This window comes from Candidatus Electronema sp. JM (assembly GCF_048287415.1).
Lineage (GTDB): Bacteria > Desulfobacterota > Desulfobulbia > Desulfobulbales > Desulfobulbaceae > Electronema.
This window is the reverse complement of the sequence record NZ_JBLWEN010000026.1, coordinates 39,126-60,266: the sequence shown is the minus strand read 5'-3', so window position 1 is coordinate 60,266 and position 21,141 is coordinate 39,126. Positions and strand designations below refer to the sequence as shown.

Annotated in this window: 24 protein-coding genes; 11 read left to right on the top strand and 13 right to left on the bottom strand. The window is 53.3% G+C overall.

Going from position 1 to position 21,141, the window contains the following annotated elements; translation table 11 throughout:
- The 10 genes from ACNKH6_RS05120 to ACNKH6_RS05075 all read left to right on the top strand — a co-directional run bounded on the left by ACNKH6_RS05120 (position 1) and on the right by ACNKH6_RS05075 (position 5,882).
- Positions 1-222 (top strand): hypothetical protein, encoded by a 222-nt coding sequence (locus ACNKH6_RS05120; RefSeq protein ID WP_417914467.1) that lies wholly within the window; start codon positions 1-3, stop codon positions 220-222.
- A 161-nt stretch (positions 223-383) separates the two neighbouring features.
- Positions 384-602: a hypothetical protein gene (locus ACNKH6_RS05115; protein ID WP_417914466.1), complete on the top strand. Its 219-nt coding sequence runs from the start codon at positions 384-386 to the stop codon at positions 600-602.
- Positions 603-729: 127 nt separating this feature from the next.
- Positions 730-969 carry a hypothetical protein gene (locus tag ACNKH6_RS05110; RefSeq protein WP_417914465.1) on the top strand — a complete coding sequence of 80 codons (240 nt, stop codon included), beginning with the start codon at positions 730-732 and terminating at the stop codon, positions 967-969.
- Positions 962-1,378 (top strand): type II toxin-antitoxin system VapC family toxin, encoded by a 417-nt coding sequence (locus tag ACNKH6_RS05105; RefSeq protein WP_417914464.1) that lies wholly within the window; start codon positions 962-964, stop codon positions 1,376-1,378. Before ACNKH6_RS05110 ends, ACNKH6_RS05105 begins: the two co-directional genes overlap by 8 nt.
- A gap of 16 nt (positions 1,379-1,394) precedes the next feature.
- Positions 1,395-1,943, top strand: a complete 549-nt coding sequence (locus ACNKH6_RS05100; protein ID WP_417914463.1) for a DUF3343 domain-containing protein — start codon at positions 1,395-1,397, stop codon at positions 1,941-1,943.
- Positions 1,944-1,945: 2 nt separating this feature from the next.
- Positions 1,946-2,815 (top strand): NAD(P)H-hydrate dehydratase, encoded by an 870-nt coding sequence (locus tag ACNKH6_RS05095; protein ID WP_417914462.1) that lies wholly within the window; start codon positions 1,946-1,948, stop codon positions 2,813-2,815.
- Between the two features lie 15 nt (positions 2,816-2,830).
- A complete protein-coding gene (locus tag ACNKH6_RS05090; protein ID WP_417914461.1) occupies positions 2,831-3,220 on the top strand; it encodes a diacylglycerol kinase in 390 nt (129 codons plus the stop codon).
- 60 nt (positions 3,221-3,280) lie between these two features.
- Positions 3,281-4,111, top strand: a complete 831-nt coding sequence (locus ACNKH6_RS05085; protein ID WP_417914460.1) for a universal stress protein — start codon at positions 3,281-3,283, stop codon at positions 4,109-4,111.
- 22 nt (positions 4,112-4,133) lie between these two features.
- Entirely contained in the window at positions 4,134-4,685 is a 552-nt protein-coding gene (locus tag ACNKH6_RS05080) for a hypothetical protein (protein ID WP_417914459.1), read from the top strand.
- Positions 4,686-4,697: 12 nt separating this feature from the next.
- Positions 4,698-5,882, top strand: coding sequence for a Glu/Leu/Phe/Val dehydrogenase dimerization domain-containing protein (locus ACNKH6_RS05075; protein WP_417914458.1), 1,185 nt, complete (start codon positions 4,698-4,700; stop codon positions 5,880-5,882).
- Here ACNKH6_RS05075 and ACNKH6_RS05070 read toward each other — a convergent pair whose 3' ends face one another.
- The 8 genes from ACNKH6_RS05070 to ACNKH6_RS05035 form a co-directional block, all read right to left on the bottom strand.
- Positions 5,883-7,865 (bottom strand): tetratricopeptide repeat protein, encoded by a 1,983-nt coding sequence (locus tag ACNKH6_RS05070; RefSeq protein WP_417914457.1) that lies wholly within the window; start codon positions 7,863-7,865, stop codon positions 5,883-5,885. It lies immediately after the preceding gene.
- Between the two features lie 78 nt (positions 7,866-7,943).
- Complete coding sequence (locus tag ACNKH6_RS05065; RefSeq protein WP_417914456.1) at positions 7,944-8,504, bottom strand: DedA family protein; 561 nt, start codon at positions 8,502-8,504, stop codon at positions 7,944-7,946.
- Positions 8,505-8,670: 166 nt separating this feature from the next.
- Positions 8,671-10,626 carry a methionine--tRNA ligase gene (gene metG / locus ACNKH6_RS05060; RefSeq protein ID WP_417914455.1) on the bottom strand — a complete coding sequence of 652 codons (1,956 nt, stop codon included), beginning with the start codon at positions 10,624-10,626 and terminating at the stop codon, positions 8,671-8,673.
- Between the two features lie 52 nt (positions 10,627-10,678).
- On the bottom strand, positions 10,679-11,224 hold the full coding sequence (locus tag ACNKH6_RS05055; RefSeq protein WP_417914454.1) for a hypothetical protein: 546 nt from the start codon (positions 11,222-11,224) through the stop codon (positions 10,679-10,681).
- 30 nt (positions 11,225-11,254) lie between these two features.
- Positions 11,255-12,208, bottom strand: a complete 954-nt coding sequence (locus ACNKH6_RS05050) for a PSP1 domain-containing protein (RefSeq protein WP_417914453.1) — start codon at positions 12,206-12,208, stop codon at positions 11,255-11,257.
- 31 nt (positions 12,209-12,239) lie between these two features.
- Positions 12,240-13,217 carry a DNA polymerase III subunit delta' gene (holB, locus tag ACNKH6_RS05045; protein WP_417914452.1) on the bottom strand — a complete coding sequence of 326 codons (978 nt, stop codon included), beginning with the start codon at positions 13,215-13,217 and terminating at the stop codon, positions 12,240-12,242.
- 9 nt (positions 13,218-13,226) lie between these two features.
- Positions 13,227-13,892, bottom strand: coding sequence for a response regulator (locus ACNKH6_RS05040; protein ID WP_417914451.1), 666 nt, complete (start codon positions 13,890-13,892; stop codon positions 13,227-13,229).
- On the bottom strand, positions 13,889-15,313 hold the full coding sequence (locus ACNKH6_RS05035) for a HAMP domain-containing protein (protein WP_417914450.1): 1,425 nt from the start codon (positions 15,311-15,313) through the stop codon (positions 13,889-13,891). The genes ACNKH6_RS05040 and ACNKH6_RS05035 overlap by 4 nt, the downstream gene beginning before the upstream one ends.
- Positions 15,314-15,328: 15 nt before the next feature.
- Between ACNKH6_RS05035 and ACNKH6_RS05030 the strand changes: the two genes are divergently transcribed.
- Positions 15,329-15,469, top strand: a complete 141-nt coding sequence (locus ACNKH6_RS05030; protein ID WP_417914449.1) for a hypothetical protein — start codon at positions 15,329-15,331, stop codon at positions 15,467-15,469.
- 96 nt (positions 15,470-15,565) lie between these two features.
- Here the strand turns inward: ACNKH6_RS05030 and ACNKH6_RS05025 are convergent, their stop codons facing one another.
- The 5 genes from ACNKH6_RS05025 to ACNKH6_RS05005 all read right to left on the bottom strand — a co-directional run bounded on the left by ACNKH6_RS05025 (position 15,566) and on the right by ACNKH6_RS05005 (position 21,138).
- Positions 15,566-16,963, bottom strand: coding sequence for an NAD(P)(+) transhydrogenase (Re/Si-specific) subunit beta (locus ACNKH6_RS05025; RefSeq protein ID WP_417914448.1), 1,398 nt, complete (start codon positions 16,961-16,963; stop codon positions 15,566-15,568).
- Positions 16,960-17,412 carry an NAD(P) transhydrogenase subunit alpha gene (locus tag ACNKH6_RS05020; protein WP_417914447.1) on the bottom strand — a complete coding sequence of 151 codons (453 nt, stop codon included), beginning with the start codon at positions 17,410-17,412 and terminating at the stop codon, positions 16,960-16,962. The genes ACNKH6_RS05025 and ACNKH6_RS05020 overlap by 4 nt, the downstream gene beginning before the upstream one ends.
- A 219-nt stretch (positions 17,413-17,631) precedes the next feature.
- Entirely contained in the window at positions 17,632-18,402 is a 771-nt protein-coding gene (locus ACNKH6_RS05015; RefSeq protein WP_417914446.1) for an undecaprenyl-diphosphate phosphatase, read from the bottom strand.
- A 44-nt stretch (positions 18,403-18,446) separates the two neighbouring features.
- A complete protein-coding gene (locus tag ACNKH6_RS05010; RefSeq protein ID WP_417914445.1) occupies positions 18,447-19,583 on the bottom strand; it encodes a Re/Si-specific NAD(P)(+) transhydrogenase subunit alpha in 1,137 nt (378 codons plus the stop codon).
- A 31-nt stretch (positions 19,584-19,614) separates the two neighbouring features.
- Positions 19,615-21,138 carry a hypothetical protein gene (locus ACNKH6_RS05005; RefSeq protein ID WP_417914444.1) on the bottom strand — a complete coding sequence of 508 codons (1,524 nt, stop codon included), beginning with the start codon at positions 21,136-21,138 and terminating at the stop codon, positions 19,615-19,617.
- Positions 21,139-21,141 lie beyond the last annotated feature (3 nt).

The following is a 21,141-nucleotide window of genomic DNA, read 5'->3' as shown; positions in this document are numbered from 1 at the left end:
ATGCAAATTCAGACAGTGATTGATGACAATTTGTTCGTTCTGGCTTCTCGTGTTGCCGGTGTTGCCGATGCACGGCTGCTGCTTGAACACGCCCTGCGCCTGCTGATTCAAACGAAGACGGAAGAAAAAAACGCAGCAGCAGGAAGATGTTGCAGGCAATTTTGTCACAGCTCTTTTACACTTCCGCAACATGGCATATCTCAATCATTTTATAGATATTGATTTACTTCTGGTTTGCGCGACAAATCTCCAGGGCGAGATGTTGTTGTATGAAGCCGTGCTATCTTCTGGATACAAATCAAGTTGTTCCGTAAAGCTCAAAATATACAAAATTTAGGATGCAAAGTGACAACCACTCTCGGTTTAATTCCAGAGATTGCAAAATGAGTGCGACCATCCAGCCATTGTATGAAATAACCAATCGAGCAGAACGAATTCTTGTCAAAGAACTCAGAGTTGCTGATACCTTGCGTTATTTAGGACAGTTTCGTTCAGAAAATGGTGATTACACTGTTGAAAGAGAGCGGTTATTTAAAGGAGAGTCCGTAAAAAGCATAATTGCGGATATTAAGAATCAAAGAAATAAAAATGAGATAACGTAGCTTTTTTCAGCACATCGGGCCGGAATTCAACGGCAAGATTGCCACATTGGCTGGGCTGATTTTTTGTTTGGTGGTGGTGATGGCGTATAGGAGAAAAATTGTGGCGCAACGGTGAGGGGGATTTGCGATGAGCCAAAGCCTGACCTTAAATGTCTCCGAAGAGGTGTATCGTCATCTGTTGCGGGCGGCAGAACAGGCAGGACAACTGCCTGAAGCACTGGCTGCGCAATGGCTGGCTCTGTTCACGCGCAATCTTCAGGATGATCCCTTGGAGAAATTCATCGGGGCATTCAGGAGCAATTGTCCCGACTGGGCAGATAATCACGACAGATATATAGGACAATCGCAGATAGAAACTCATGAATAGGCTTTTGGTTGACACGTCCGGCTGGGGATGTTTGGCCGATGCGAACCAGAAGCATCATGCTCTTGCTGTCAAAATATATCGCACAGCAGTTCAGCAGCAGCTTCGTTTGGTTACGACAAATTATATTATTGCTGAACTTGCCGCCTTGATGAGCAGTCCTTTGCAGATGCCGCGTTCGTCAATTATAGCCTTTCTCGAAGGAATAAAAAAATCCTCGCATGTTGACGTGATTCACATTGATCCAGCACTTGATGAGCAGACATGGCGGCTCATCAAGCAGCGGATTGACAAAGATTGGAGTCTGGTAGACTGCGCAAGTTTTGTCGTCATGAAGCAGCATGGCATTACTGAAGCCTTGACAACTGATCAGCACTTTGAACAAGCAGGCTTTGTCCGGCTGCTTAAATAACTCTGAAAAGCCTTCCATGAACTGGTTCAAAAAAAAAGAAACTCCCCAAGAGCCGCAGCACGAGAACGTCACGCGCGGCCTGCTGATCTTCGCTCACCCGACCACTGTCATCGCGGTGGAGGAGCTGCTGCGTGACGAGGGCTACAAGATTCGCGTGGTCAGCCCGCCGCCTGCCTACCGCACCGGCTGCGACTTGAGTGTGGAATTCCCGCTGGAAGCTGAAGCGGCCATCACCGAGCTGCTCAACACGACCAAGCTGCACCCGATTGACGTGGTGCCGATCACTACGGAAGGCATGGAGCCGCTCCACTTTGTCCGCAAGAAATGGTACGGCAGCAAGTATCTGATGGTGCGGGCGGCGAACATGAAAATCACCGTTGACGCGGAGACGAAAATCATCGTCAATATCTCCGGCGGCGGCTGCCCGGACGTGCCCTATCTCGCCACAACCATGATCGGCAAGCGGCTGGACGAAGCACCCGCGCCGGACGAAGTCGGCTTCTCCCTCTGCGCCTATTCCCTCAACACTGCCCGGGAAGAGATGATCCGGGAACTTGGAGCGTAATCATGCTGTTGTTAGTCGGCGCGGTTCCTGCTGACCGCCTTCCTCTGATCATCGGCCCGGTCTCCTTAAGCGAGCGCGGCATCAAGATTGACGGCCACGAGCTGCCCATAAACCGGGGCAACGAGGCTATGATGAAGGCCGCCAGCCTGATCTGCCAGGAATACGGCGTGGATATGCCGGTGGGCATGGTGGCGGGCGACATCGGCAAGCGCGAGGGCAGTACGGCGATTTACAATCATCTCGCTGCGAATCTGCCGACGATGGGAGCCAAGGTGATGACCATGCACTATGTGATGCCTGATCTCAAGCTGAACAAAAAAGTGCTGGCCACTGTCGCGACGATGCAGGAGAACAAGCCGCTGATGATCGCCGACGCGGGCAGCATGTATGTGGCCAAGGCGGGCGGTGATGCCAAGATGTATGATGTCTTCACGCCGGACATCGGCGAGGCAACTTTTCTGGCGGATGAAAAAGCCGACCATCCGGCCTACACGCGCGGCTTCATTTTTAATATGGAAGACGACGTGCCAGAGCTGATCCGCCGTGCCTACGCAGGCGGTAACGCGCCGCGAACCATGTTCGTCAAAGGAGCGGTTGATTACATCTGCCAGGATGGCGAGATTGTGGACACCATCAGGGAGCCGAGCATTGAGACGATGGAGCCAATCGGCGGCACCGGCGACCTGATCACCGGCATGATCAGCGGCCTGATGCACGCTGGCCGCAGTCCACTGCTCGCCTGCCGCATTGCCGGGCGCGTCAACCGGGCTGCGGGCGAATTGGCCAATCCCACTCCGGCCACGCAGGTGGAAGAAATCCTCCGCTGCCTGCCCAAGGCTCTGGAGAAGGTGCACAAGGAACTGGGACTGTAATTCCTCTGTCCGCTGATGCAGAACAAATTCCTCGGCACTGGCCAGCGGGGCTTTCATCCGCTGCGCAAAATGCGGGTGGCTTTATCCGGCGCACGATATGCTGTGCTGCATGATTTCGCGGTCGCCTACAAAGCGGTGCTGTCCACCCTGATTCTGCTCTGGTGCTTTTGGTATCGGCAATGGCTGGATTTCAACATGGTGCTCCTTGCCACCGGCTTGATGCTGGTCGCTGAGATGTTCAACACAACCATAGAGGCCCTCTGTGATTTCCTTGAGCCGAAGAAAAATGAAAAGATCGGCATCATTAAAGATATTGCAGCAGCGGCGGCAGGAATCAGCATTCTGATCTGGTGGATTATTTTTTTGCTGGAAGCAGTTCATGTCTGGCAGGGAATACAGGGATAATAACAAATTAATTTAAGGAGCATGACTATGAACTGCGCTCAATGCTGTCCGATAGGAAAAATGCAGACACTTCTTCTGGCAACAGACGGCACTGAATACAGCGAAGGTGCTGTGCGGGAGGCTATCAACTTTGCCAAAAAGTGCGGCAGCACCATTTATGCTATTTCTGCGGTGCCGACAATGACCGACTACGAAGGCTTCTCAGCTCAGGCTGTTGAAGAGTCAATGGAGGCCAAGGTCAGGGAACATCTTGCAAAGCTCAAAGCGCGGGCGGAGCAGGCAGGTGCCAAATGCGAGACCATTCTGGTCAGCGGCGAGCCGCATCAGTGCATTGTTGATGCAGCCGAGGCGAAGAATGTTGACATGATCGTGGTCGGACGGCGCGGCGCAAAATGGCTGAACAAAATGCTGCTCGGCGAAGTGGCGGCAAAGGTGATCGGCTACTCCTCCCGCAAAGTGCTGGTGGTGCCACGGGCGGCTCAGATCACGTATCAGAACATTCTTGTTGCCACTGACGGCTCTTCCAACAGCGAGGCGGCGGTGCAGGAAGCAGTGGCCATTGCCAAGCAGTGCGGCGGCAAGGTCATTGCCCTTTCCTCCATCCGCACCATCTATGAGCAGGAGAATGCCACCGCCAATGTCAACAAGGTGGTTGAGCTTGGCAAAAAAGAAGGTGTCGCTGTTGAAACGCTGACCCCGATGGGCCGGTCGTATGAGACGATTGTAGAAGCCGCAGGCGGCAGAGGCGTTGATCTGATTGTTGTCGGCACCTACGGCAAAACCGGTTTGACCAAGATGCTCATGGGCAGCTCGACGGAACGGGTTATTGGTCTTGTCGGCTGCGCGGTCATGGTGGTGAAAGGCGAAGGCGGCAAAACGGCTACGGTTTAACATATAATTTTCCCTTCACTTCATGAGCTGGCAGCACGAAATACGCCACATCCGGCTTCCGCAGACGGTCTGGGAGACAATCACCGCCCATTGCCGGAGAAAAATGGCGGGCGAGTTTCTTCCCGGCGAAAGTCCGGTCAAGCGGGCCTTCGGCATCTTGGCTGGGGTGCGCAGCGGCGACGAACTGCATGTGCGGCACGTTGTGGAAATCAAGAAGAACGCCCGTAATGTCGAGCCGCTGAAGAGCTTCATGGACAAGCTCATGGAGCAGTACGCGATTCCTTCCACCACGCCGATGGACCAGCGCGGCTGGGTCACGGATCCGCAGGAGTTCAAGCAGTGCATGGACTTCTGCAAGCGCGAAGGGTTGATCATGTTCGGGGCCTACCATATCCATATCGTGCCGTGGCCCGGCGATCCGCTCCGTGACACCCCGACCGGCCTTGACACGGTGCTGGTCAAAGGCAGCAAGCTGTACTCCTTCATTATCTCGCTGGTTAATCCAGAGCAGCCGATCATCCGCGCCTTTTATGAAGGCGAGATCAATGCCGAAACCCCTATCCTGATCGCATGACCCCGCAGCGGCATGAAAAAGCCTGAACTGATTGTTGAATACACCGACCCGCTGGAGGGCTTCAAAGGCTGGCTGGCGATAGACTCCCTCACGCACCGGATGGCCGCAGGCGGGATGCGGGTGCAGCGCGGCCTTACCCGCGAGGTGGTGGGGGATTTGGCCGCGACCATGACTCTGAAGATGCGCATTGCAGGCATCCGGGCGGACGGGGCAAAATGCGGTATTGACTATGATCCGGCCAGTCCAAACAAGCAGGAGGCCATGCTCCGCTTCATCCGGGCGATCAAGCCGTATCTGCTCGAACGCTACTCGATGGGGCCTGATCTCAACACCACCATGCCGGAGCTGGACGAGGTCTGCGCCCGCATCGGCATCAGCTCGATCAAGGCGGTGATCGCCACGTGTCAGGAATTCACTCCGGCTGAGTTCGAGGAGCGGGTGCGGCTGCTCAAGCGGCCTGTCGGCCATGCCACGCTGGGCAAGTTGCGCTCTGGTGCTGGCGTTGCGGCCTCCTGTCTCGCGGTCTTGGAGTTCTTGCAGATTCCGGCAGCGGAGGCGAAAGTGGTCATTCAGGGCTTCGGCAGTCTGGCCTCCAGCGCGGCCTATTTCCTGCATCAGGCCGGGGTGCCGATCATCGGGCTGGCTGACTGCGAGAAAAGCCTGATCAGCGAGGACGGCGCACCCTTGGATATTGCTGACCTGCTCGACCGTGTCTGCGCCGACTGCACCTGTCAGGCCAAGGGGCTGATCCCCAAAGAAGCGGCGGTGGGCTGCTACGGCAGCCGGAAGGAGATATACAGCCTGCCTTGCGATGTCTTTATCCCTGCGGCCATTGAGCGGGCCATTGACCGGCAGGCGGCGGAAACTATGCAGATCAAGGCGGTGGTCGCCGGGGCAAACTTGGCTGTGACCGATGAGGCCGAGGCCATCCTGCATCAGCGCGGCATTATTGTCATCCCAGATATGGTGGCTGGTTGCGGCGGCTCGCTCTCCATGCAGGGCCTGTTCGGGCCGGAAGAGCCGCCTTCAGCGCAGGACGTGCTGCGTCACGTTGACCGTAAAACCCGCAGCATCATCAGAAATCTGCTCGAACGCAGCCACCGGGACAGCATCTCACCGCGTGAGGCCGCACTGCGCATCTGCGCCGAGGCCCCGCTGCATCCTGACACCAAGCCGTATGGTGGGCTGGGTTCATGACTATTTTTTTTCACCTGATTTTCCTTCTGATGCCACGCGCAGATTATTTTTAGCCAGCTCGTAACTTGGATCAAGTGCCAAGGCCTTTCCGCAAGCCTCTTGGGCTTTCTCCCATTCAGCCAGCGCATTGTATGCGCTGCATATATTGTTATATGCGACAACATTGCCTGGTGCCAAGCGCAGCACTTTTTCACAGACAGCAATGCTGCGTTGAAATTCTCCAGCATTATAATAACTCAGACTGAGATTGATATAGGCCGCCTCTTGCGGATTTTTATCTATGTCGCTCTCTTGCTGCAGCAGCGCATCTAATTTCTTGTCCTGCGCTGTTTTCAGCCGCTGATACAGTTCATGAAACCCGTCGTAGTTGGGGCTTATTTTTATGCCCTGCTCAATTAACTTGAGAGCCTCGGCTGCTCTTGAATGTTTTTCAAGAAATACAGCATAATAATAATAGGAATTTGGATTCAGGGCATGATATTGAAGTGCTTTTTTGAAATGCTCCTCGCCTTCTTCCGGTTTGCCCATAGCATTTTTCAAAATACCCATATTGATATGCACATACGACCAATTGGGCATCAATGCCAAGGCCTTGTTGTAATAAAGCAAGGCATCGTCATATTTCCCTTTTTCCATCAAGGCAAGGCCATAGTTCAGCTGAACTCTTGCGTTGTTTGGCGATTTTACGGCTGCGTCACCCCAAAGCGATTCTGCTGAATCCCAAATAATATTCCGCTGATATGTGCCGTAAGCATGAAGTCCTATGACCAATAAATACAAGGCCGCAGCAGCAGGAAGTGCAGCCTTGCTCGTCTCTGTGTTGTCGCGTATCTGAATGATTTTCAGAGCAATCCACCAACCTGCCGCCATGACAAGCCCGATATAGGGGAAAAAGGTGCGGTGATCATTGGCAATTTGTCCGAACGGGATGAAACTTGAGGTCGGTGCTAAAGCAAAAAAGAACCAGATGATGCCGAAGGCTATTGGACGTGTCTCCTGTTTTCGTGAAGCATAAATGCCAAATCCAGCTATTGCCAACAGCAGAGCAAGACTGAGCAGCACCTTCCGCTGGAGCGGATTGGTGATGAGGGAAAAATCCGTGTCAACGCTGAGATCAAGCGGAAGAATAAAATTGCCGAGATAATGTGCAATGACGTACCATTGCGTGACAAAATAATCAAAAGCCTTTGAAAATCCTGAACCGCTTGACGGCAGCGGATTTCCCTGTTTGAAGCCGTGCCGTTCCAGATGAAAAACTAAGGCAGCAATTAAGAGAATCGGCGTTGCTTTTGTAATAAATCTGACAGTTTTTCTGAAATTTTTTGTTATCAGCAACGCCCCCCAGAATGGCATTTGTTCCTCAAACAGCAGAATATATGCTGCCAGCAGCGGCGCGAAGATGAAACCGGTGGCTTTGGTTCCCAAGCCAAGAAAAAAGGTTATGTAATGCAATTTGAATCGTCTCGCGCTTGCATCAAAATAAAGAATAAACGAGGCGACGATCATCAATGTGGAAAATGAATCTGACCGCATGATGATGTAGTTTATTGTCTCGGCATTGGCTGCGTGCTGCATATAAAACGCAGTTGCCAGCATGGCAAACCAGCTGTTCCAGCGATCAGCACGTGATAAGTCAAAAATTGTTTTAAAGAATAAGTGGAGGAAAGCTCCGAGCAGTAAATAGCTGACAAAAATTGATATATGAAAAACTTTTGGCTTCAGGCCGCCTCCAATCCAGTAATCAATGGCATTGAGCGTGACCAGCACCGGATTAAATGTTCTGTTGTCCGGGTTAGTGCCGTAGGTCTCAATATCTGTAAAGAAACGGCCAATACTACCGATATCTCTGATATGTGTGTTGTTGACTATGGTATGGAAATCATCAAATTGAAATCCATTGTCAAAATGATTTGCGTAGCTCAAACAAAGCAGCGCAGTGAAGGCCAGTGCTGCTGCGGAAAAAAAAACTTTTTGTAGATTCATTATGCTGCTCTGTAAACAAAAATGACAAGCGTATAATTATTTCACAATACCATAGCCATATCATGTAAAATCATGAATCTACATAAGGTTATCAGGAGGAGATTTTCTTCTAAAATAGAAGAATAAGGCAACAGCACCAAGTACTGCAAGTGCGGCTATTTCATATCGCTTGATTTCAATAAGAATTTTTTCAAAAGCAGGCCCAAACACGTAGCCCAATATCCCGACAGATATGGCCCAAATTAATGCGCCAATAATGTTGTAGATCAAAAAACGTTTCGGATCAACCTTGCTTGCGCCGATAAGAAATGGTGATATTGAACGAAGTCCATACAGGAAACGAAAAATAAGAATAAGCCATATTTGATGCTTGTCTAACAAAACAAAGAGCTTTTCAGATTTTTTTTTCCATTTTGGCCTCTTTTTGATAAAACTTTTCCCCTTTATGCGTCCTATGTAATAATAAAGTTGGTCTCCTAACAAAGTGCCAATAAATGCCCACGTGATTACCCACGGCAATTCAAGATAGCCACGATATGCCGCGAAACCTCCCAAGACTAAAATTGTCTCGCCTTCAAAAAAGGTACCGATGGCAATTGCAGCATATCCGTATGTTGCAATTAGCTGTTCAAGAAACATATTTTTAATTAACCTATGATTGTCTTAGGCCGAGTGCATTTCTCGAAAATGCACCAAAAGACCGTGAGATACTGAATCTAATCTGCCGCCAATCTGCTTTATAGCGCCTGCATTTATTGGCGGCTCTATAGACCTATCCCCATCGGGCTGCAGGCGAATCTTTCAATTACGCCACCCTCGACCCAACCGCAATATCCGCCGCCACGGCAGAAAGCACCAGCCGCTCGTTGCCGTCCGCGTCCTTCTCCTTGGCAGCCAGCACCATGCCTTGCGAAGCAATTCCCATCAGCTTGGCAGGCTTGAGGTTGGCCACAATAATCACCTTGCGCCCGATCAGCTCTTCTGGCTGATAATGCTTGGCAATGCCCGCCACCAGCGTGCGCTCTTCCGGTGCCTTCACCGTCAGCTTGAGCAGCTTCTCCGCCTTGGCGATTTTTTCCGCCACGACAATCTCCGCCACCCGCAGCTCAACCTTGCCGAAATAATCAAAGCTGATCAGGCCATCCTCTTCCTGCGCCGCTGGCTCTGTCTTCTTTTCCGTCTTGGCCTGCGGCTTGACTTTCTCCGGCGCGGCAGGAGCAGCAGCCTTTTTCTCCAAGCGAGGAAAGAGTGCCTCGCCAACGTTCAGCGCAGTGCCGGGCTGCATTCCTCCCCAGCGGCCTGCTTCAGACAGCACGGCTTTGTCTAACGCCTCGCTCAAACCAAGCGCGGCAGCCATTTTTCCTGCCGCAGTCGGCATGATTGGGCGCAGCACCAGCGCGAGAATCCGCAGGCTTTCCGCGAGGAAATAAAGCACTGTCCGCAGCCGTCCGGCTTGGGCCGCATCTTTGGCCAGCTCCCACGGCGCATTGGTGACAATAAAACGGTTCAGCATTCCAATTACTTCCCAGACTGCCTGCAAAGCGCGGTGGAACTCAAAGCCATTCATGCAGGCCGCGTAATCAGCCAGCATCTTCTCGATAGCGGCAATCAACGTCCGATCTTCCTCAGTAATGGCAGCATCGTCCGGCTGCGGCACCTGTGCGTCCGCATACTTGGCTAACATCGTCAAGGCGCGGGAGAAAAGATTGCCAATATCGTTGGCTAAATCGGAGTTGCGGCGTTCAAAGATTGCTTCTTTGGAAAACGAGGCATCGCGGCCAAAGCTCATCTCGCGCAAAAGGAAATAACGCACCGTATCCGCGCCGTATTCGTCAATCAAATCAACGGGCCTGATGACATTGCCGATGGATTTCGACATTTTGGTTTCATCCACATTCCAGTAGCCATGCACATGCAGCTTTTTGTAAGGCGGCAGTCCAGCGGCCTGAATCATGGTCGGCCAATAAATGGCGTGCGGCTTGAGAATATCCTTGGCAACAATGTGTTCTGCAACTGACCAATATTTGGTGAAATTATGGCCGTCAGGATAACCAATGCCGGTCAGATAATTGATCAGCGCGTCAAACCAGACGTAGGTGACAAAGTTTTTGTCAAAGGGCAGGGGAATTCCCCAAGTCAGGCGCGAGCAAGGCCGGGAAATGCACAAATCCTCCAGCGGCTCGCTGAGGAAGGACAGCACCTCGTTGCGGTAGCGTTCCGGCGTGATGTAGTCAGGATTGGCTTTGATATGATTGATCAGCCAGTCTTGATATTTTGACATGCGGAAAAAATAGTTCTGCTCGCTCACCTCGTCTGGCGCAGTCAGATGATCTGGACATTTGCCGTCAACTAATTCTTTCTCGGTCAGAAAACGTTCGCAGCCCTTGCAGTAATGCCCGGAATAAGAGGAAAAATAAATGTCGCCCTGATCATAGACCTTTTGCAGAATGTCCTGCACCACCTTGATGTGTTCAGGATAGGTGGTGCGGATGAAATGATCCGGCGCGATATCTAACAGCGGCCAGGTGTCGCGGAAGGCGGCGGAAATTCGGTCAACGTACTCACGCGGGGCTATGCCCTCTTTCTCCGCTGCTTGAACGATCTTCTCGCCGTGCTCATCCGTGCCGGTCTGAAAGCGCACGTCATCGCCGCAGAGCCGCCGGAAACGGCTGTAGGTGTCGGCAATGATGGTGGTATAAGCATGGCCGATGTGCGGCGTGGAATTGACGTAGTAAATCGGGGTGGTGATGTAGGTGGTCATGGTTAGATACGCAGGCTGAAAAGCGTGTTTGGCCTCGATAAAAGCAAAGCTGCTACCTCAAGGTTATCCGCTTATGATCAAAGAAAAAGTTAGAATCCTTCTTCAGGAATTTTTCTAAATAGGATTTTTTCGCATAACGATATTTCAAGGCATTAAGCGGAGCAACAAACAGTTTCTCTGGCTTATCCGGTTCTCCGCCCAAACCGATGACGACAAAAACAGGAATATTATTTTTCTCAGCATATTCATTGTAGTTCTGTATTTTTTTATCTCCGCCTGCCCAGTCAATTGACTCTTCTCCATCTCCTCTTTTCCACCAATCAGCTCGCCATTTGCATTCAACTGCGAACTGAGAAGAAGATGGTTTGTATTCAAGAACTAAATCCGGGTACTTGTTCGATTCAGGATAGAAGCCATTGCTTCCTTTATCGCTCCGCATGTCTTTCAATCGAAAAAATTTCCGATCAAATTTGCTGACAACATAGTTTTCAAATGCGTCGCCTTTTTCCTTGGCAGTTTTTTCTTCCTCCGCATCAGGTGCAGCCTCATTCGTTTTGCCAAAACCGAATAGCTTTGAAAGCACATCAAAAAAGCCCATTTTTACCTCCGATGGTAATTGCTTGTTGCATCAAATTTTCTTGTTTTTCCTGGGAAAACTCTTCACCGCAGCACCTTCTTTAGGCTTGCCCTTCTTCCGCGCCTCATCCCCGCGCAGCACCGCATTCTCCGCCTCGCGCCACTGCGTCTCGGTCAGCGTCACCTCCGCGCCGCCCTCTTCGGCGACCGCCTGCACCGTGCCCTGCATCGGCAGCACCCGCGTGACTTTATACATTTTGTCGGCATGATAGAGCTGCTGCCCCAGCCGGGGCATCTCGCGCTTGATCGCCCGGTAGCTTTCAAATTCGTAGGTCAGGCAGCAAAGCAGGCGGTTGCAGACCCCGGAAATTTTGGCCGGATTAAGCGGCAAATCCTGCGCCTTGGCCATTCTGATGGACACCGACTCAAAATTGCGGAGAAAGGCGGCGCAGCACAGCTCGCGCCCGCAGGCCCCGATGCCGCCGGTCATCTGCGTTTCGTGGCGGACACCGATCTGGCGCATCTCCACGCGGGTGCGGAACTCATGCACCAGCTCCTTGACTAACTCGCGGAAATCCACCCGGTTTTCAGCGGTGAAATAAAAAATCACCTTGGAGCCATTGGCGTAGCATTCCGCCTGCACCAAGTGCATGGGCAGATTTAAGGCCCGGATCCGCTCCTTGCAGAAAACGGCGGCGGCGCGTTCGCGGGCAGGCAGCTGGGCGAGACGGTCCTTCTCCTCGGCGTTGGCGCGGCGGGTGATCTCCCAAGCGTGGTCAGCGCATTTGCCCGGCAGCGGCGCAGGAAGATGGCAGACAAGCGTCACCGGCTCCAGCCTCTCCTCCGTCCTGATCAGCACGATTTCGCCGGGAGAAAAATCCGCCTGGAGGCTGCGGGCGAGATGCTCCTGCCCCAGCGGGCGGCAGCGGACGCGGTAGAAATGAACTTCTCCGTCCTGACGGGCATCCGGCAGAATTTCCTGTGCTGCCGCTGTATGTTCTGTCATTTATGAAAAATATGAGTATGTTCTGTGCCATTCACCCGCAGAACAGCTCCAACAGCAGCACCTCGCAGACCAAGGCGCGGCTGCAATTTCTCGCCAGATCGCTGCGGGCCGATTCAACCGCCTCCACCATAGCAGAAAGCCGCTGCAAATTCCAGCGTTCTCTTGCTTTGGCCAGCGGATGGCCAGCTTCCAGCTCCTCCCCGCAAAGGAGGGCGGTCATCAGCTCTTTGCAGGAGAGGGCAAGGAGATCAAAAAAAAGATTCAGCTCGTCTTTCAATTCCGCCAGCCGCCCGGCCAGAGCAAGCGCCTGCTCAACCGCCGCCGCCTCGCCTGCGCTTTCGGCCAGCAGGGCACGCAGGCAGTCTTGATGCAGCTGCAAGGCCTCGCTGCTGTGCAGTGATTCAGCGCGGCCCGGACAGCCGCCGGTGAGCTTGGCCATAGTCCGCACCTCGTCCATGCTGAATTGAGGATGGGCGCGGCGGATGACCTGAACCGTCTCCGCCTCAGTCAGCGGGGCAAAGGGAATGACTTGGCAGCGGGAAACAATAGTTTCCAGCATCGGCTCGGCATCCGAAGCGATGAGCAGAAGGATGTTGTCCGGCGGCGGTTCCTCCAGCAGCTTGAGCAGGCTGTTGCCTGCCTCGCGGCCCATGCTCTGCGCGTCTTCGATGATCACCGTCCGCATTCCCCGCTCGAACGGCGGAAAGGTCAGAGCCTTTTTCAGCTCACGGATTTGATTGATTTTGATGCCCGCGCCTTCGGGCTGAAGCAGGAGAAAATCAGGATGGCTGCCTGCGGCGAATTTCCGGCAGCCGGGGCATTGATTGCAAGGCGGGCCGCTCTCTTTTCGCTCACAAAGCAGCGTGGCGGCCAAGGCATGGGCAGTGGTGCTTTTGCCCACGCCTTCTGGCCCGGTGAACAGATAGCCGTGCGCCAGCCGCCCGCCATTCAGGGCGCGGCGGAGCAGGCCCAGCGCCTTGCGCTGACCGATAATTTGGGAAAAGGGCATGAGGCGGCGTTATTCGGCTTCTTCCAGCAGGCCGAGCTTGGCCGCGTAGCGAACCAAATCCGCCGTGCTGTGCAGGTCGAGCTTGCTGAGAATGTTGGCCCGATGATTGGTGACGGTCTTCACGCTGATGCAGAGCTGGTCGGCGATATCTTTGACCGCATCGCCGCGTGCCAGCATCCGCAGCACCTCCTGCTCCCGGCTGGTGAGATTGCCATAGGTCGCGTCGGCAATGTCCATGACCTCAGCGGTTTCCAGCAGCCGGGACGCAATTTCTTGAGAAAGCGCGGCATCAAGATAATGCTCGTTGCGCAGCACAGCCTCCAGCGCATCGCGCAGGCAGCCAGAGACCGACTCTTTGATCACATAGCCCGTCGCACCAGCCCGGAGCGCACCGACAATATAATCTATTTTCGAGTGCATACTGACGATGACGATCTTCGTCTCCGGCACTGCCAACCGCAAAATCCGGGTGAGCTGGATGCCGCTCCGATCCGGCAAAGAGAGATCAATCACGGCCAAGTCAGGGCGGAGCCGCCGCACTTCCGCCTCACCTTGGCGCGAGTCGGCGGCTTCGCCCGCGACCGTGAACCCGGCCATCCTGCCGATGATCTGCCGCAGGCTGGCCCGGAACGTGTCGTGATCGTCTATGATGACTATGCGTTTCTGCGCGTTCATGGCTCTGCGCCGGTCTGAAGTTCTGCCTGATCCAGCGGCTCCTCCTCATCTGGCGGAGCGGCGATCAGGCCCGGAAATTCTACAAAAATTCTTGTGCCTTCCTGCGGCGCAGATTGAATGCGGAACAGCCCCTGCATCATCCGCACCCGTTCTTCCATGCCGAGCAGGCCGAAGCGTTTTTCCTGCCGCGCCCGGCTGTAGGTCTCTGGCAGGAGAAAACCGCAACCCTTGTCGTCAATGCGGAGGATGAGGCTGCTCCCGGAGACGATCAGGCGGAGTTCTGCCCGGCCTGCCGCCGCGTGCTTGCTGATGTTGTTCAGTGCCTCCTGCGCCAGCCGGTAGATGTTAATAGCATATTTGAATTCAAGCTGCAAATGTTCCGCGCCAACAGCGGAAAATCGCACCGCCACGCCGGTGCGGCGGAGGAAATCACGGCAGAGATCGGCAAGCGCGCTGGCCAAGCCGATTTGTTCCAGACCGGGCGGACGGAGATTGTAGGACAGCTCGCGCACGGTGCGGATGCAGCGGTCGAGCTGGCCGCTCCAGTCATGCAATTCCTCCTCCTGTCCTACGGAGGAACCGCTGAACAGCGCGCCTGCTGCGATTTTGAGCGACGACAGCTCCTGCGCCACCTGATCATGCAGGTACAGGGCAATCTGCTGCCGCTCTCGCTCCTGCACGGTCAGCAGCTCCTGCGAAAGCTGATGCACCTGTTCTTCGGCCCGGCGCAGTTCGGCATTGGCATGAAGCAGCTCCTGGGTGCGCTCCTGCACCTTCTGTTCCAAACTGCCGTGATACTCGGCTAACTGTTCGGCCATTTTGCCAAATTCCTCCGCCAGAAATTCAAACTCATCGCCGGAGCGAATCAAAGGCCGATGCTGCAAATTGCCCGCGCCGAGCTGTCTGGTGCCTTCTTGCAGCACCTGCACTGGACGCAAGACCGAGCGCATCAGCAGAATAAACACCATCACCGCCAACAAGGCCGCCGCCGCGCTGGTCAGAACGACCACCAGCAGGGTGTGCTCGTATTGCTCAGAAACAAAGGCTTCGGTTTTTGTCAATTCTTGCAGATGGAGCTGGAGATGCCCGTCAATCACTTCGCCCATTTTTTCCAGCTCCTGCCGCACGACTGCGGCAATCTGGGCAAACTCCTGCTCCGGCCAGCCGCCAGCGGATTCGTTGAGTATATATTTCGACAGGCTCATGGCGAGGACACTATGATGGAGCATTTCATGCGCGGCTTGACCTGCGGGATCAGTCTGCGTGTGCGTGTGGCGGGCGGCATGAGTGCCAATCAGTTTTTGCAATTGCGCGGCCTCAGCGGCGATTTTTTCCCGGTCAATCCGCTTTTCCCTCAGACTTTGCTCCAAAGAAAGCAGAAGTTTTTTCAGCTCCAGCGACGTTGCCGCGTTTAGAGCCATGTCATTCTGCAAGGCATGAAATTGCCGGTGAATGCCGGAAAAAGTGCAAACGCAGAAAATGCTCAGAAAAAAAATAACGACGAGCAGGGGCAAAAAATAGAGAATGAATTTATTGCGCAGACTGAGTTGGAACATGGCGGGCCGGAGAGTGACTGAGATTGAGCGGAACGGCTGCCTGCGGAGGATAAAAAACAGGCGGACGGTTTGATTTTCAGCCGCCGTCCGCCTGCGTTGTCTGATCTCAACTCATACTCAGTGCATTCCGCTGCCCGGCGTGAGATGGCTGACGATCTCGCCGATAACCTGCTTGGCATCACCGAAGAGCATCCACGTTTTGTCGGCAAAGTACAGCTCGTTGTCAATGCCGGCAAAGCCGGGACTCTTGGAGCGCTTGATGGCAAAGACCATCTTGGCCTTGTCCGCCGCAATGATCGGCATTCCGTAGATGGGGCTGCTAGCGTCATGCCGCGCCGCCGGGTTCACCACGTCGTTGGCCCCGACGACTAAGGCCACATCGCACTGCGGCATGTCGGAGTTGATTTCGTCCATTTCCACCAAGTCGGTGTAGGGAATGTTTGCCTCTGCGAGCAGGACATTCATGTGGCCAGGCATCCGGCCCGCAACTGGGTGAATGGCGAACTTGACGGTCACGCCGCGCTGCTTGAGCTGCTCGTACAGCTCTTGCAGCTTGTGCTGCGCCTGCGCCACGGCCATGCCGTAGCCAGGGATGATCACCACCGTGTCAGCCTGCTCCATGATCTGGGCCGCGCTCTCAGTGCTGTCAGTCTTGTACTCCTTCTGCTCCCCGCTTGCCGCGCCCTGCTTCACTTGGCCGAACGCGCCGAAGAGCACGTTGATGAAGGAGCGGTTCATGGCCTTGCACATGATGATGGAAAGGATCAGGCCGCTCGATCCGTCCAAAGCGCCAGCGGTGATCAGCAGCTTGTTGTCGAGCACAAAGCCCATCGCCACAGCGGACAACCCGGCATAGGCGTTGAGGATGGCGATGACCGTGGGCATGTCCGCGCCGCCAATGGGGATGATCAGCATCACGCCAAAGACTAAGGCGATAAGGATGATCACTGGAAAGAGGCAGGCCGCCAGCGTGCTGGAAGGGTTGAAGATAATCCAGATGCCGATGAGGAAGGCCAGCGCAAGGGTGCCGATGTTGACGACATTCTGGCCTTCATAGGTCACGGGCCGCTGCGGGAGCCACTTGATCTCTTGCAGCTTGCCCGCAGCCATGAGGCTGCCGGTAAAGGTGAGGAAACCGAGGATGATCTCCGCAATGATCGCGGCCACGCGGAAGGTCGTCAGCTGCTCTGGCCCTTCGCCGAGCCAGAGATAATACTTGGCGGTGCCCACCAAGCCCGCAGCAAGGCCGCCAAAGGCGTGCGACAGGGCAGTCCGCTGCGGCACTGCGGTCAAAGGCACCATCGCCAAAGGCCAGCCCACGGCCACGCCTGCGAGCAGCGGCACGATGATCCACAGGTGGTGGACGATCACCGGCTGCGCCCAGGTGGCGAGGATGGCGATGAGCATGGCGGCCACACCGGCGAACACGCCTTTCCGCGCAGTCAGCGGGTGGTTCATCCAGTGCAGGGAGAAGATGAACAGAATCGTTGCAAGCAGATAGCAGGCCTGAATCATGGCTCGTCTCCTGTCGGCGCGGCCTTCTTGGCAGGCTCGGTCTTATACATCTTGAGCATCCGGTCGGTGATCAGGAAGCCGCTGACGATGTTGGTCATCGAGGCGAACAGGGCAATTGCGCCGAGGATGCGGATGGATGCCGGATAGTCCGAGCCAGCCACAAGGATTGACCCGACCACGGCAATGGCTGAGATCGCATTGGTGATGGACATCAGCGGGGTGTGCAGCAGCCGTGAGACCCGGCGGATAATCCCAAGGCCGATGAAGGTGGCCAAGGTGAAGACAAAGAGCAACGACCAATAGTCGGTAGCCGCAGGACTGTGGGCTGCGTCCGCAGCCTGCGCCGCTGTTCCCCAGCACAGCGGCAGCCCGGCTGCAAGTGCTGTCTGTGCCGCCTGACGCAGCCTGTTCCTGCTCTGTCCCGCAGAGCATTCCTCTTGTGTGCGCATGATGTTTCAATCTCCTTGTGTCAGTGCATACATCGCCCGCAATTTGCTTCTTGGGTTGCTCAACCCAGCTACAATTCATCGGGCGTAGATTCCTACTTGGGTTACTCAACTTTTTTCAAATTCATCGGGCGTAGTTTTTGTGTCGGGATGCCAGACCTCTTGCATAAGCCGCGAATTGAGCTATGCCGGGCCGGTGTAGGGGCAAAAAATCTTTTGCCCCTACATGGTCATCGTCAGCAAAAAGACCACGCCGACGGCGATGCGGTACCAGCCAAAATGCTTGAAGCCATACCGCTCCACTAACTTGCGGAAGACGAGCACCGTTATTCCGGCAACAGCAAAGGCTATTGCCGAGCCAAGCAACAGCAGTTTCAGCTCAACACTGGAAAAGGCGAGCGGCGTTTTCAACAAATCATAGCCGGTGGCGGCGCACATCGTGGGAACAGCCAGCAGGAACGAGAACTCCGTGGCCTGCTTCTTGTCCAAGCCATTGAAGATGCCGCCGATGATGGTGGCCGCCGCACGCGACACACCTGGAATCATCGCCACGCATTGAATCAGGCCGATGAAAAAGGCGTTCTTGTACGAAATCAGCTCCAGCGTTGGCGTTGCCGAATCCTTACTCGTCACATGCCGGTCAATCAGAATCAAAACAACTCCGCCCACGATCAGCGAGACAGCCACCACAATTGGATTGAACAGATAGGTTTTGATGATGCCATGCGCCAGAAATCCAACAAGGCCAGTCGGCAGAAAGGCCATCAGCAGTTTAAGATGCAGATTGATGCCTTTCAAGAACTGCCGGGCGTAAATCAGGACGATAGAGAGAATGGCACCAAGCTGAATCGCTATTTCAAAGGTTTTGACAAACTCGTTGTCCTGTATCTTCATGACCGCAGAGGCCAAGATCATGTGCCCAGTTGAAGACACCGGCAAAAACTCTGTCAGCCCTTCAATCACAGCAAGGACGACTGATTGCGTCAAGGTCATGGCTTATCTCGCGGGATGCTCATTCCTGTTCCAATTCATTGAGTTCACTTGCTGATAATGCTTTTGTACATCTCGCTGACGATCTCGCCGTCATGGGTGATCAGTGCGCCCTTGATGATCTCGTCGTTGCGGTTGAGATGGAAGGTCTTTGCCTTCTTGTCCCAGAAATGGTCGACAAAGCTGCCGAGGTTGGCTGAATACATCTCACTGGCGGTCTCAGCGAAGCGGCCCGGCAGATTGCCGAAGCCAAGCACCCGCACGCCGTCGAACTCGATGATTTTGTCTAATTCTGAGCCTTCCACGTTGCCGCCGCTTTCCACGGCCATGTCAATCACCAGCGAACCTGGCCGCATTCCAGCCAGCATGTTCCGGTCAATGACACGCGGCGCACGCCGACCAAAGAGCTGGGCTGTGGTGATGACCACGTCAGCGCGGGCGCAGGCCTTGGCCATGCCCTCTTTCTGCAACGCCAGCTGCTCCGGCGTGAGGGCTTTGGCGTAGCCGTCCTTGGTCTGGCCGGTTTCGCCGAGATCAATTTTGACGAACTTTGCGCCCAGCGACTTGACTTGTTCTTCCACCACAGGCCGGGTGTCGAAGGCCTCAACCACCGCGCCCAGCCGCTTGGCGGTGGCGATGGCCTGCAAGCCAGCCACGCCCACGCCGATGACAAAGACCCGCGCCGGCTTGATCGTGCCTGCGGGCGTGGTCATCATCGGGAATATCTTGTCCAAATGCTCGGCAGCCAGAAGCACTGTGGCGTAGCCCGCAATATTGGCCTGCGAGGAGAGCACGTCCATCTTCTGAGCCAAAGTGCTGCGGGGGATCATCTCCAAGCTGACAGCGGATATGCCCGCCCGGCGCAGCAGCTCCACCAGTTCCGCTTCATTAAAAGGATCCAAGTAGCTGACATGAATGCAGCCCTGCCGCATCAGCTCAATCTCGTCTTTCGGCGGCTTGCGCAGGCGGAGTACCATATCGGCGGACTGAAGCAGCTCGCGCCGCGAGGCTGCAACAGTAGCACCGGCTTTTTCGTAGTCCGCGTCCTCGAAACGGCAGCTCTGACCCAGCCCAGCCTCAACCACCAGTTCCGCGCCCAGCTTGACCAATTTCTCCGCTGTGGCCGGGATCAGGGGAATCCGCTGCTCCCCTGGATGATTTTCCTTCATGACCGCAATTCTCATAAGCAGCTCCTTGGTGTTATTGTTTAATATTTTATTTAAAACAATCATTAAAGCGAGCTTGATATAGTGTAATGTCGCCTTTTTTTGCTATTGCATTAGTTAACATTTGCTTGTCAGGCAGCAGATTGTTAGTCCCAAGAAGGCATATCTGTTTATTGTTAGAAACAAGCAAACAGATATCGTTTGTAGACATGCTTTTATCTATACTACGAAACTTTTTTTCAAAATCATTATAATATATATATTCAGGGTATATAGTTGCCAGTTCTTTGTTGTATCTGCTTCCAGCAAAACCATTGCCAAAAACTAAAGCGTACTGCTGAGAAGATGACCTGTAGTATTCAACAGGAATACATTTTTTTTCTGCTATTTCATGTAAATAAACATAGTTGTCGTGGATGCTTTTATATTTTAAATAAACTTTTTTCGCTTCCACGAAAGAATTGCATGTCAAGATACATGAAATTGCTGCAATAGCATAAAGTGTATATTTATTTTTACACAACAACACAGATGCAGCAGCAAAGAGGAGACAGCTAAATCCCATAAGTTGCATAAGATAGTGCTGACTGTAATGTTTTATTACAATAATAATGCAGCATATAGATGCTGACAACATTATCAAAAGAACTCGTTTTTTTTCAGCAAAAAAAAGTGCCGTCAGCAGCATGGCCATCGGAAAACAGAGCACAGGGTTTTCTTTGAATAAACGGATGCCACTTGCGAGCAGAGTCGAAGCTGAGGGCAGCCCGGTCGGGCCGGTTGCATAGTGGCCAGTGTGTGTCATTATTCCGAACAGCCAGCTTGCAACCTGCCGCATATTATCATGTATTGGAATTGTCAGTAAATATGCGGTTACTATGCAACTTAAAAGAGCAATACCTCGTGTAGTGTTTTTAGGCAATATAAACACGCTAAGCAGCAATGGAGCAAACGTCACCTTAGTTGTCACTCCAACGCCTAAAATAATCCCGACAATAATAGCCCTCAGCGTGACACGCTGTTCATCAACAGCCCCGGTAGAAAAAGGAACTAATGCTGCTGCTAACAAATAAGCAGAAGCAACAAGAAGAGGCTCTGGCTCCAGCCTGGGAAGATGCTCTAATAAAACTGGAAAAGACAAAGGAAATATTTGTGAAGCAATTGACAATAAAATATTGCTCGTGTTTTTGTGGAGCTGAATTCCAAAAATGAAGACTGATATAGCAATGATACATATAATTGCATCGCTGATGATACTGATAAAATCTTCAGGGTTCAACAGAACTTTCATGGTGATATCTTCACTTTTTCCATGTAACCATCCGAAAAGTGAATTAATTTTAAGAATCATACCGCCAAATAGCTGGACCGTTGTTCCTGGATGATCTACATGTGCAGGCGGTTCTCCGTGAGCAATATTCAAAGAGTTCAGCAGGTATGCATAAGAAGGATCTAAAAAATATGCTTGATAATATGCCCCCTGCAACATTCTCATATTTATAGATATGAGAATGAATAACATTGGAGCAATAAGCAATAACAACATATGATTGTTTGATTGTTTAGCAGGCATTTC

What these genes read in the sequence shown, in the direction of transcription:
- ACNKH6_RS05025 (WP_417914448.1), bottom strand. Translation starts at nt 16,963, where the DNA reads ATGATTCAGGCCTGCTATCTGCTTGCAACGATTCTGTTCATCTTCTCC.
- ACNKH6_RS05040 (WP_417914451.1), bottom strand. Translation starts at nt 13,892, where the DNA reads ATGAACGCGCAGAAACGCATAGTCATCATAGACGATCACGACACGTTC.
- ACNKH6_RS05080 (WP_417914459.1), top strand. Translation starts at nt 4,134, where the DNA reads ATGAGCTGGCAGCACGAAATACGCCACATCCGGCTTCCGCAGACGGTC.
- ACNKH6_RS05115 (WP_417914466.1), top strand. Translation starts at nt 384, where the DNA reads ATGAGTGCGACCATCCAGCCATTGTATGAAATAACCAATCGAGCAGAA.
- ACNKH6_RS05030 (WP_417914449.1), top strand. Translation starts at nt 15,329, where the DNA reads ATGAAATTGCCGGTGAATGCCGGAAAAAGTGCAAACGCAGAAAATGCT.
- ACNKH6_RS05090 (WP_417914461.1), top strand. Translation starts at nt 2,831, where the DNA reads ATGCAGAACAAATTCCTCGGCACTGGCCAGCGGGGCTTTCATCCGCTG.
- ACNKH6_RS05120 (WP_417914467.1), top strand. Translation starts at nt 1, where the DNA reads ATGCAAATTCAGACAGTGATTGATGACAATTTGTTCGTTCTGGCTTCT.
- ACNKH6_RS05005 (WP_417914444.1), bottom strand. Translation starts at nt 21,138, where the DNA reads ATGCCTGCTAAACAATCAAACAATCATATGTTGTTATTGCTTATTGCT.
- ACNKH6_RS05105 (WP_417914464.1), top strand. Translation starts at nt 962, where the DNA reads ATGAATAGGCTTTTGGTTGACACGTCCGGCTGGGGATGTTTGGCCGAT.
- ACNKH6_RS05050 (WP_417914453.1), bottom strand. Translation starts at nt 12,208, where the DNA reads ATGACAGAACATACAGCGGCAGCACAGGAAATTCTGCCGGATGCCCGT.
- ACNKH6_RS05055 (WP_417914454.1), bottom strand. Translation starts at nt 11,224, where the DNA reads ATGGGCTTTTTTGATGTGCTTTCAAAGCTATTCGGTTTTGGCAAAACG.
- ACNKH6_RS05110 (WP_417914465.1), top strand. Translation starts at nt 730, where the DNA reads ATGAGCCAAAGCCTGACCTTAAATGTCTCCGAAGAGGTGTATCGTCAT.
- ACNKH6_RS05065 (WP_417914456.1), bottom strand. Translation starts at nt 8,504, where the DNA reads ATGTTTCTTGAACAGCTAATTGCAACATACGGATATGCTGCAATTGCC.
- metG (WP_417914455.1), bottom strand. Translation starts at nt 10,626, where the DNA reads ATGACCACCTACATCACCACCCCGATTTACTACGTCAATTCCACGCCG.
- ACNKH6_RS05085 (WP_417914460.1), top strand. Translation starts at nt 3,281, where the DNA reads ATGCAGACACTTCTTCTGGCAACAGACGGCACTGAATACAGCGAAGGT.
- ACNKH6_RS05010 (WP_417914445.1), bottom strand. Translation starts at nt 19,583, where the DNA reads ATGAGAATTGCGGTCATGAAGGAAAATCATCCAGGGGAGCAGCGGATT.
- ACNKH6_RS05035 (WP_417914450.1), bottom strand. Translation starts at nt 15,313, where the DNA reads ATGGCTCTAAACGCGGCAACGTCGCTGGAGCTGAAAAAACTTCTGCTT.
- ACNKH6_RS05020 (WP_417914447.1), bottom strand. Translation starts at nt 17,412, where the DNA reads ATGCGCACACAAGAGGAATGCTCTGCGGGACAGAGCAGGAACAGGCTG.
- ACNKH6_RS05015 (WP_417914446.1), bottom strand. Translation starts at nt 18,402, where the DNA reads ATGACCTTGACGCAATCAGTCGTCCTTGCTGTGATTGAAGGGCTGACA.
- ACNKH6_RS05095 (WP_417914462.1), top strand. Translation starts at nt 1,946, where the DNA reads ATGCTGTTGTTAGTCGGCGCGGTTCCTGCTGACCGCCTTCCTCTGATC.
- ACNKH6_RS05070 (WP_417914457.1), bottom strand. Translation starts at nt 7,865, where the DNA reads ATGAATCTACAAAAAGTTTTTTTTTCCGCAGCAGCACTGGCCTTCACT.
- holB (WP_417914452.1), bottom strand. Translation starts at nt 13,217, where the DNA reads ATGCCCTTTTCCCAAATTATCGGTCAGCGCAAGGCGCTGGGCCTGCTC.
- ACNKH6_RS05075 (WP_417914458.1), top strand. Translation starts at nt 4,698, where the DNA reads ATGAAAAAGCCTGAACTGATTGTTGAATACACCGACCCGCTGGAGGGC.
- ACNKH6_RS05100 (WP_417914463.1), top strand. Translation starts at nt 1,395, where the DNA reads ATGAACTGGTTCAAAAAAAAAGAAACTCCCCAAGAGCCGCAGCACGAG.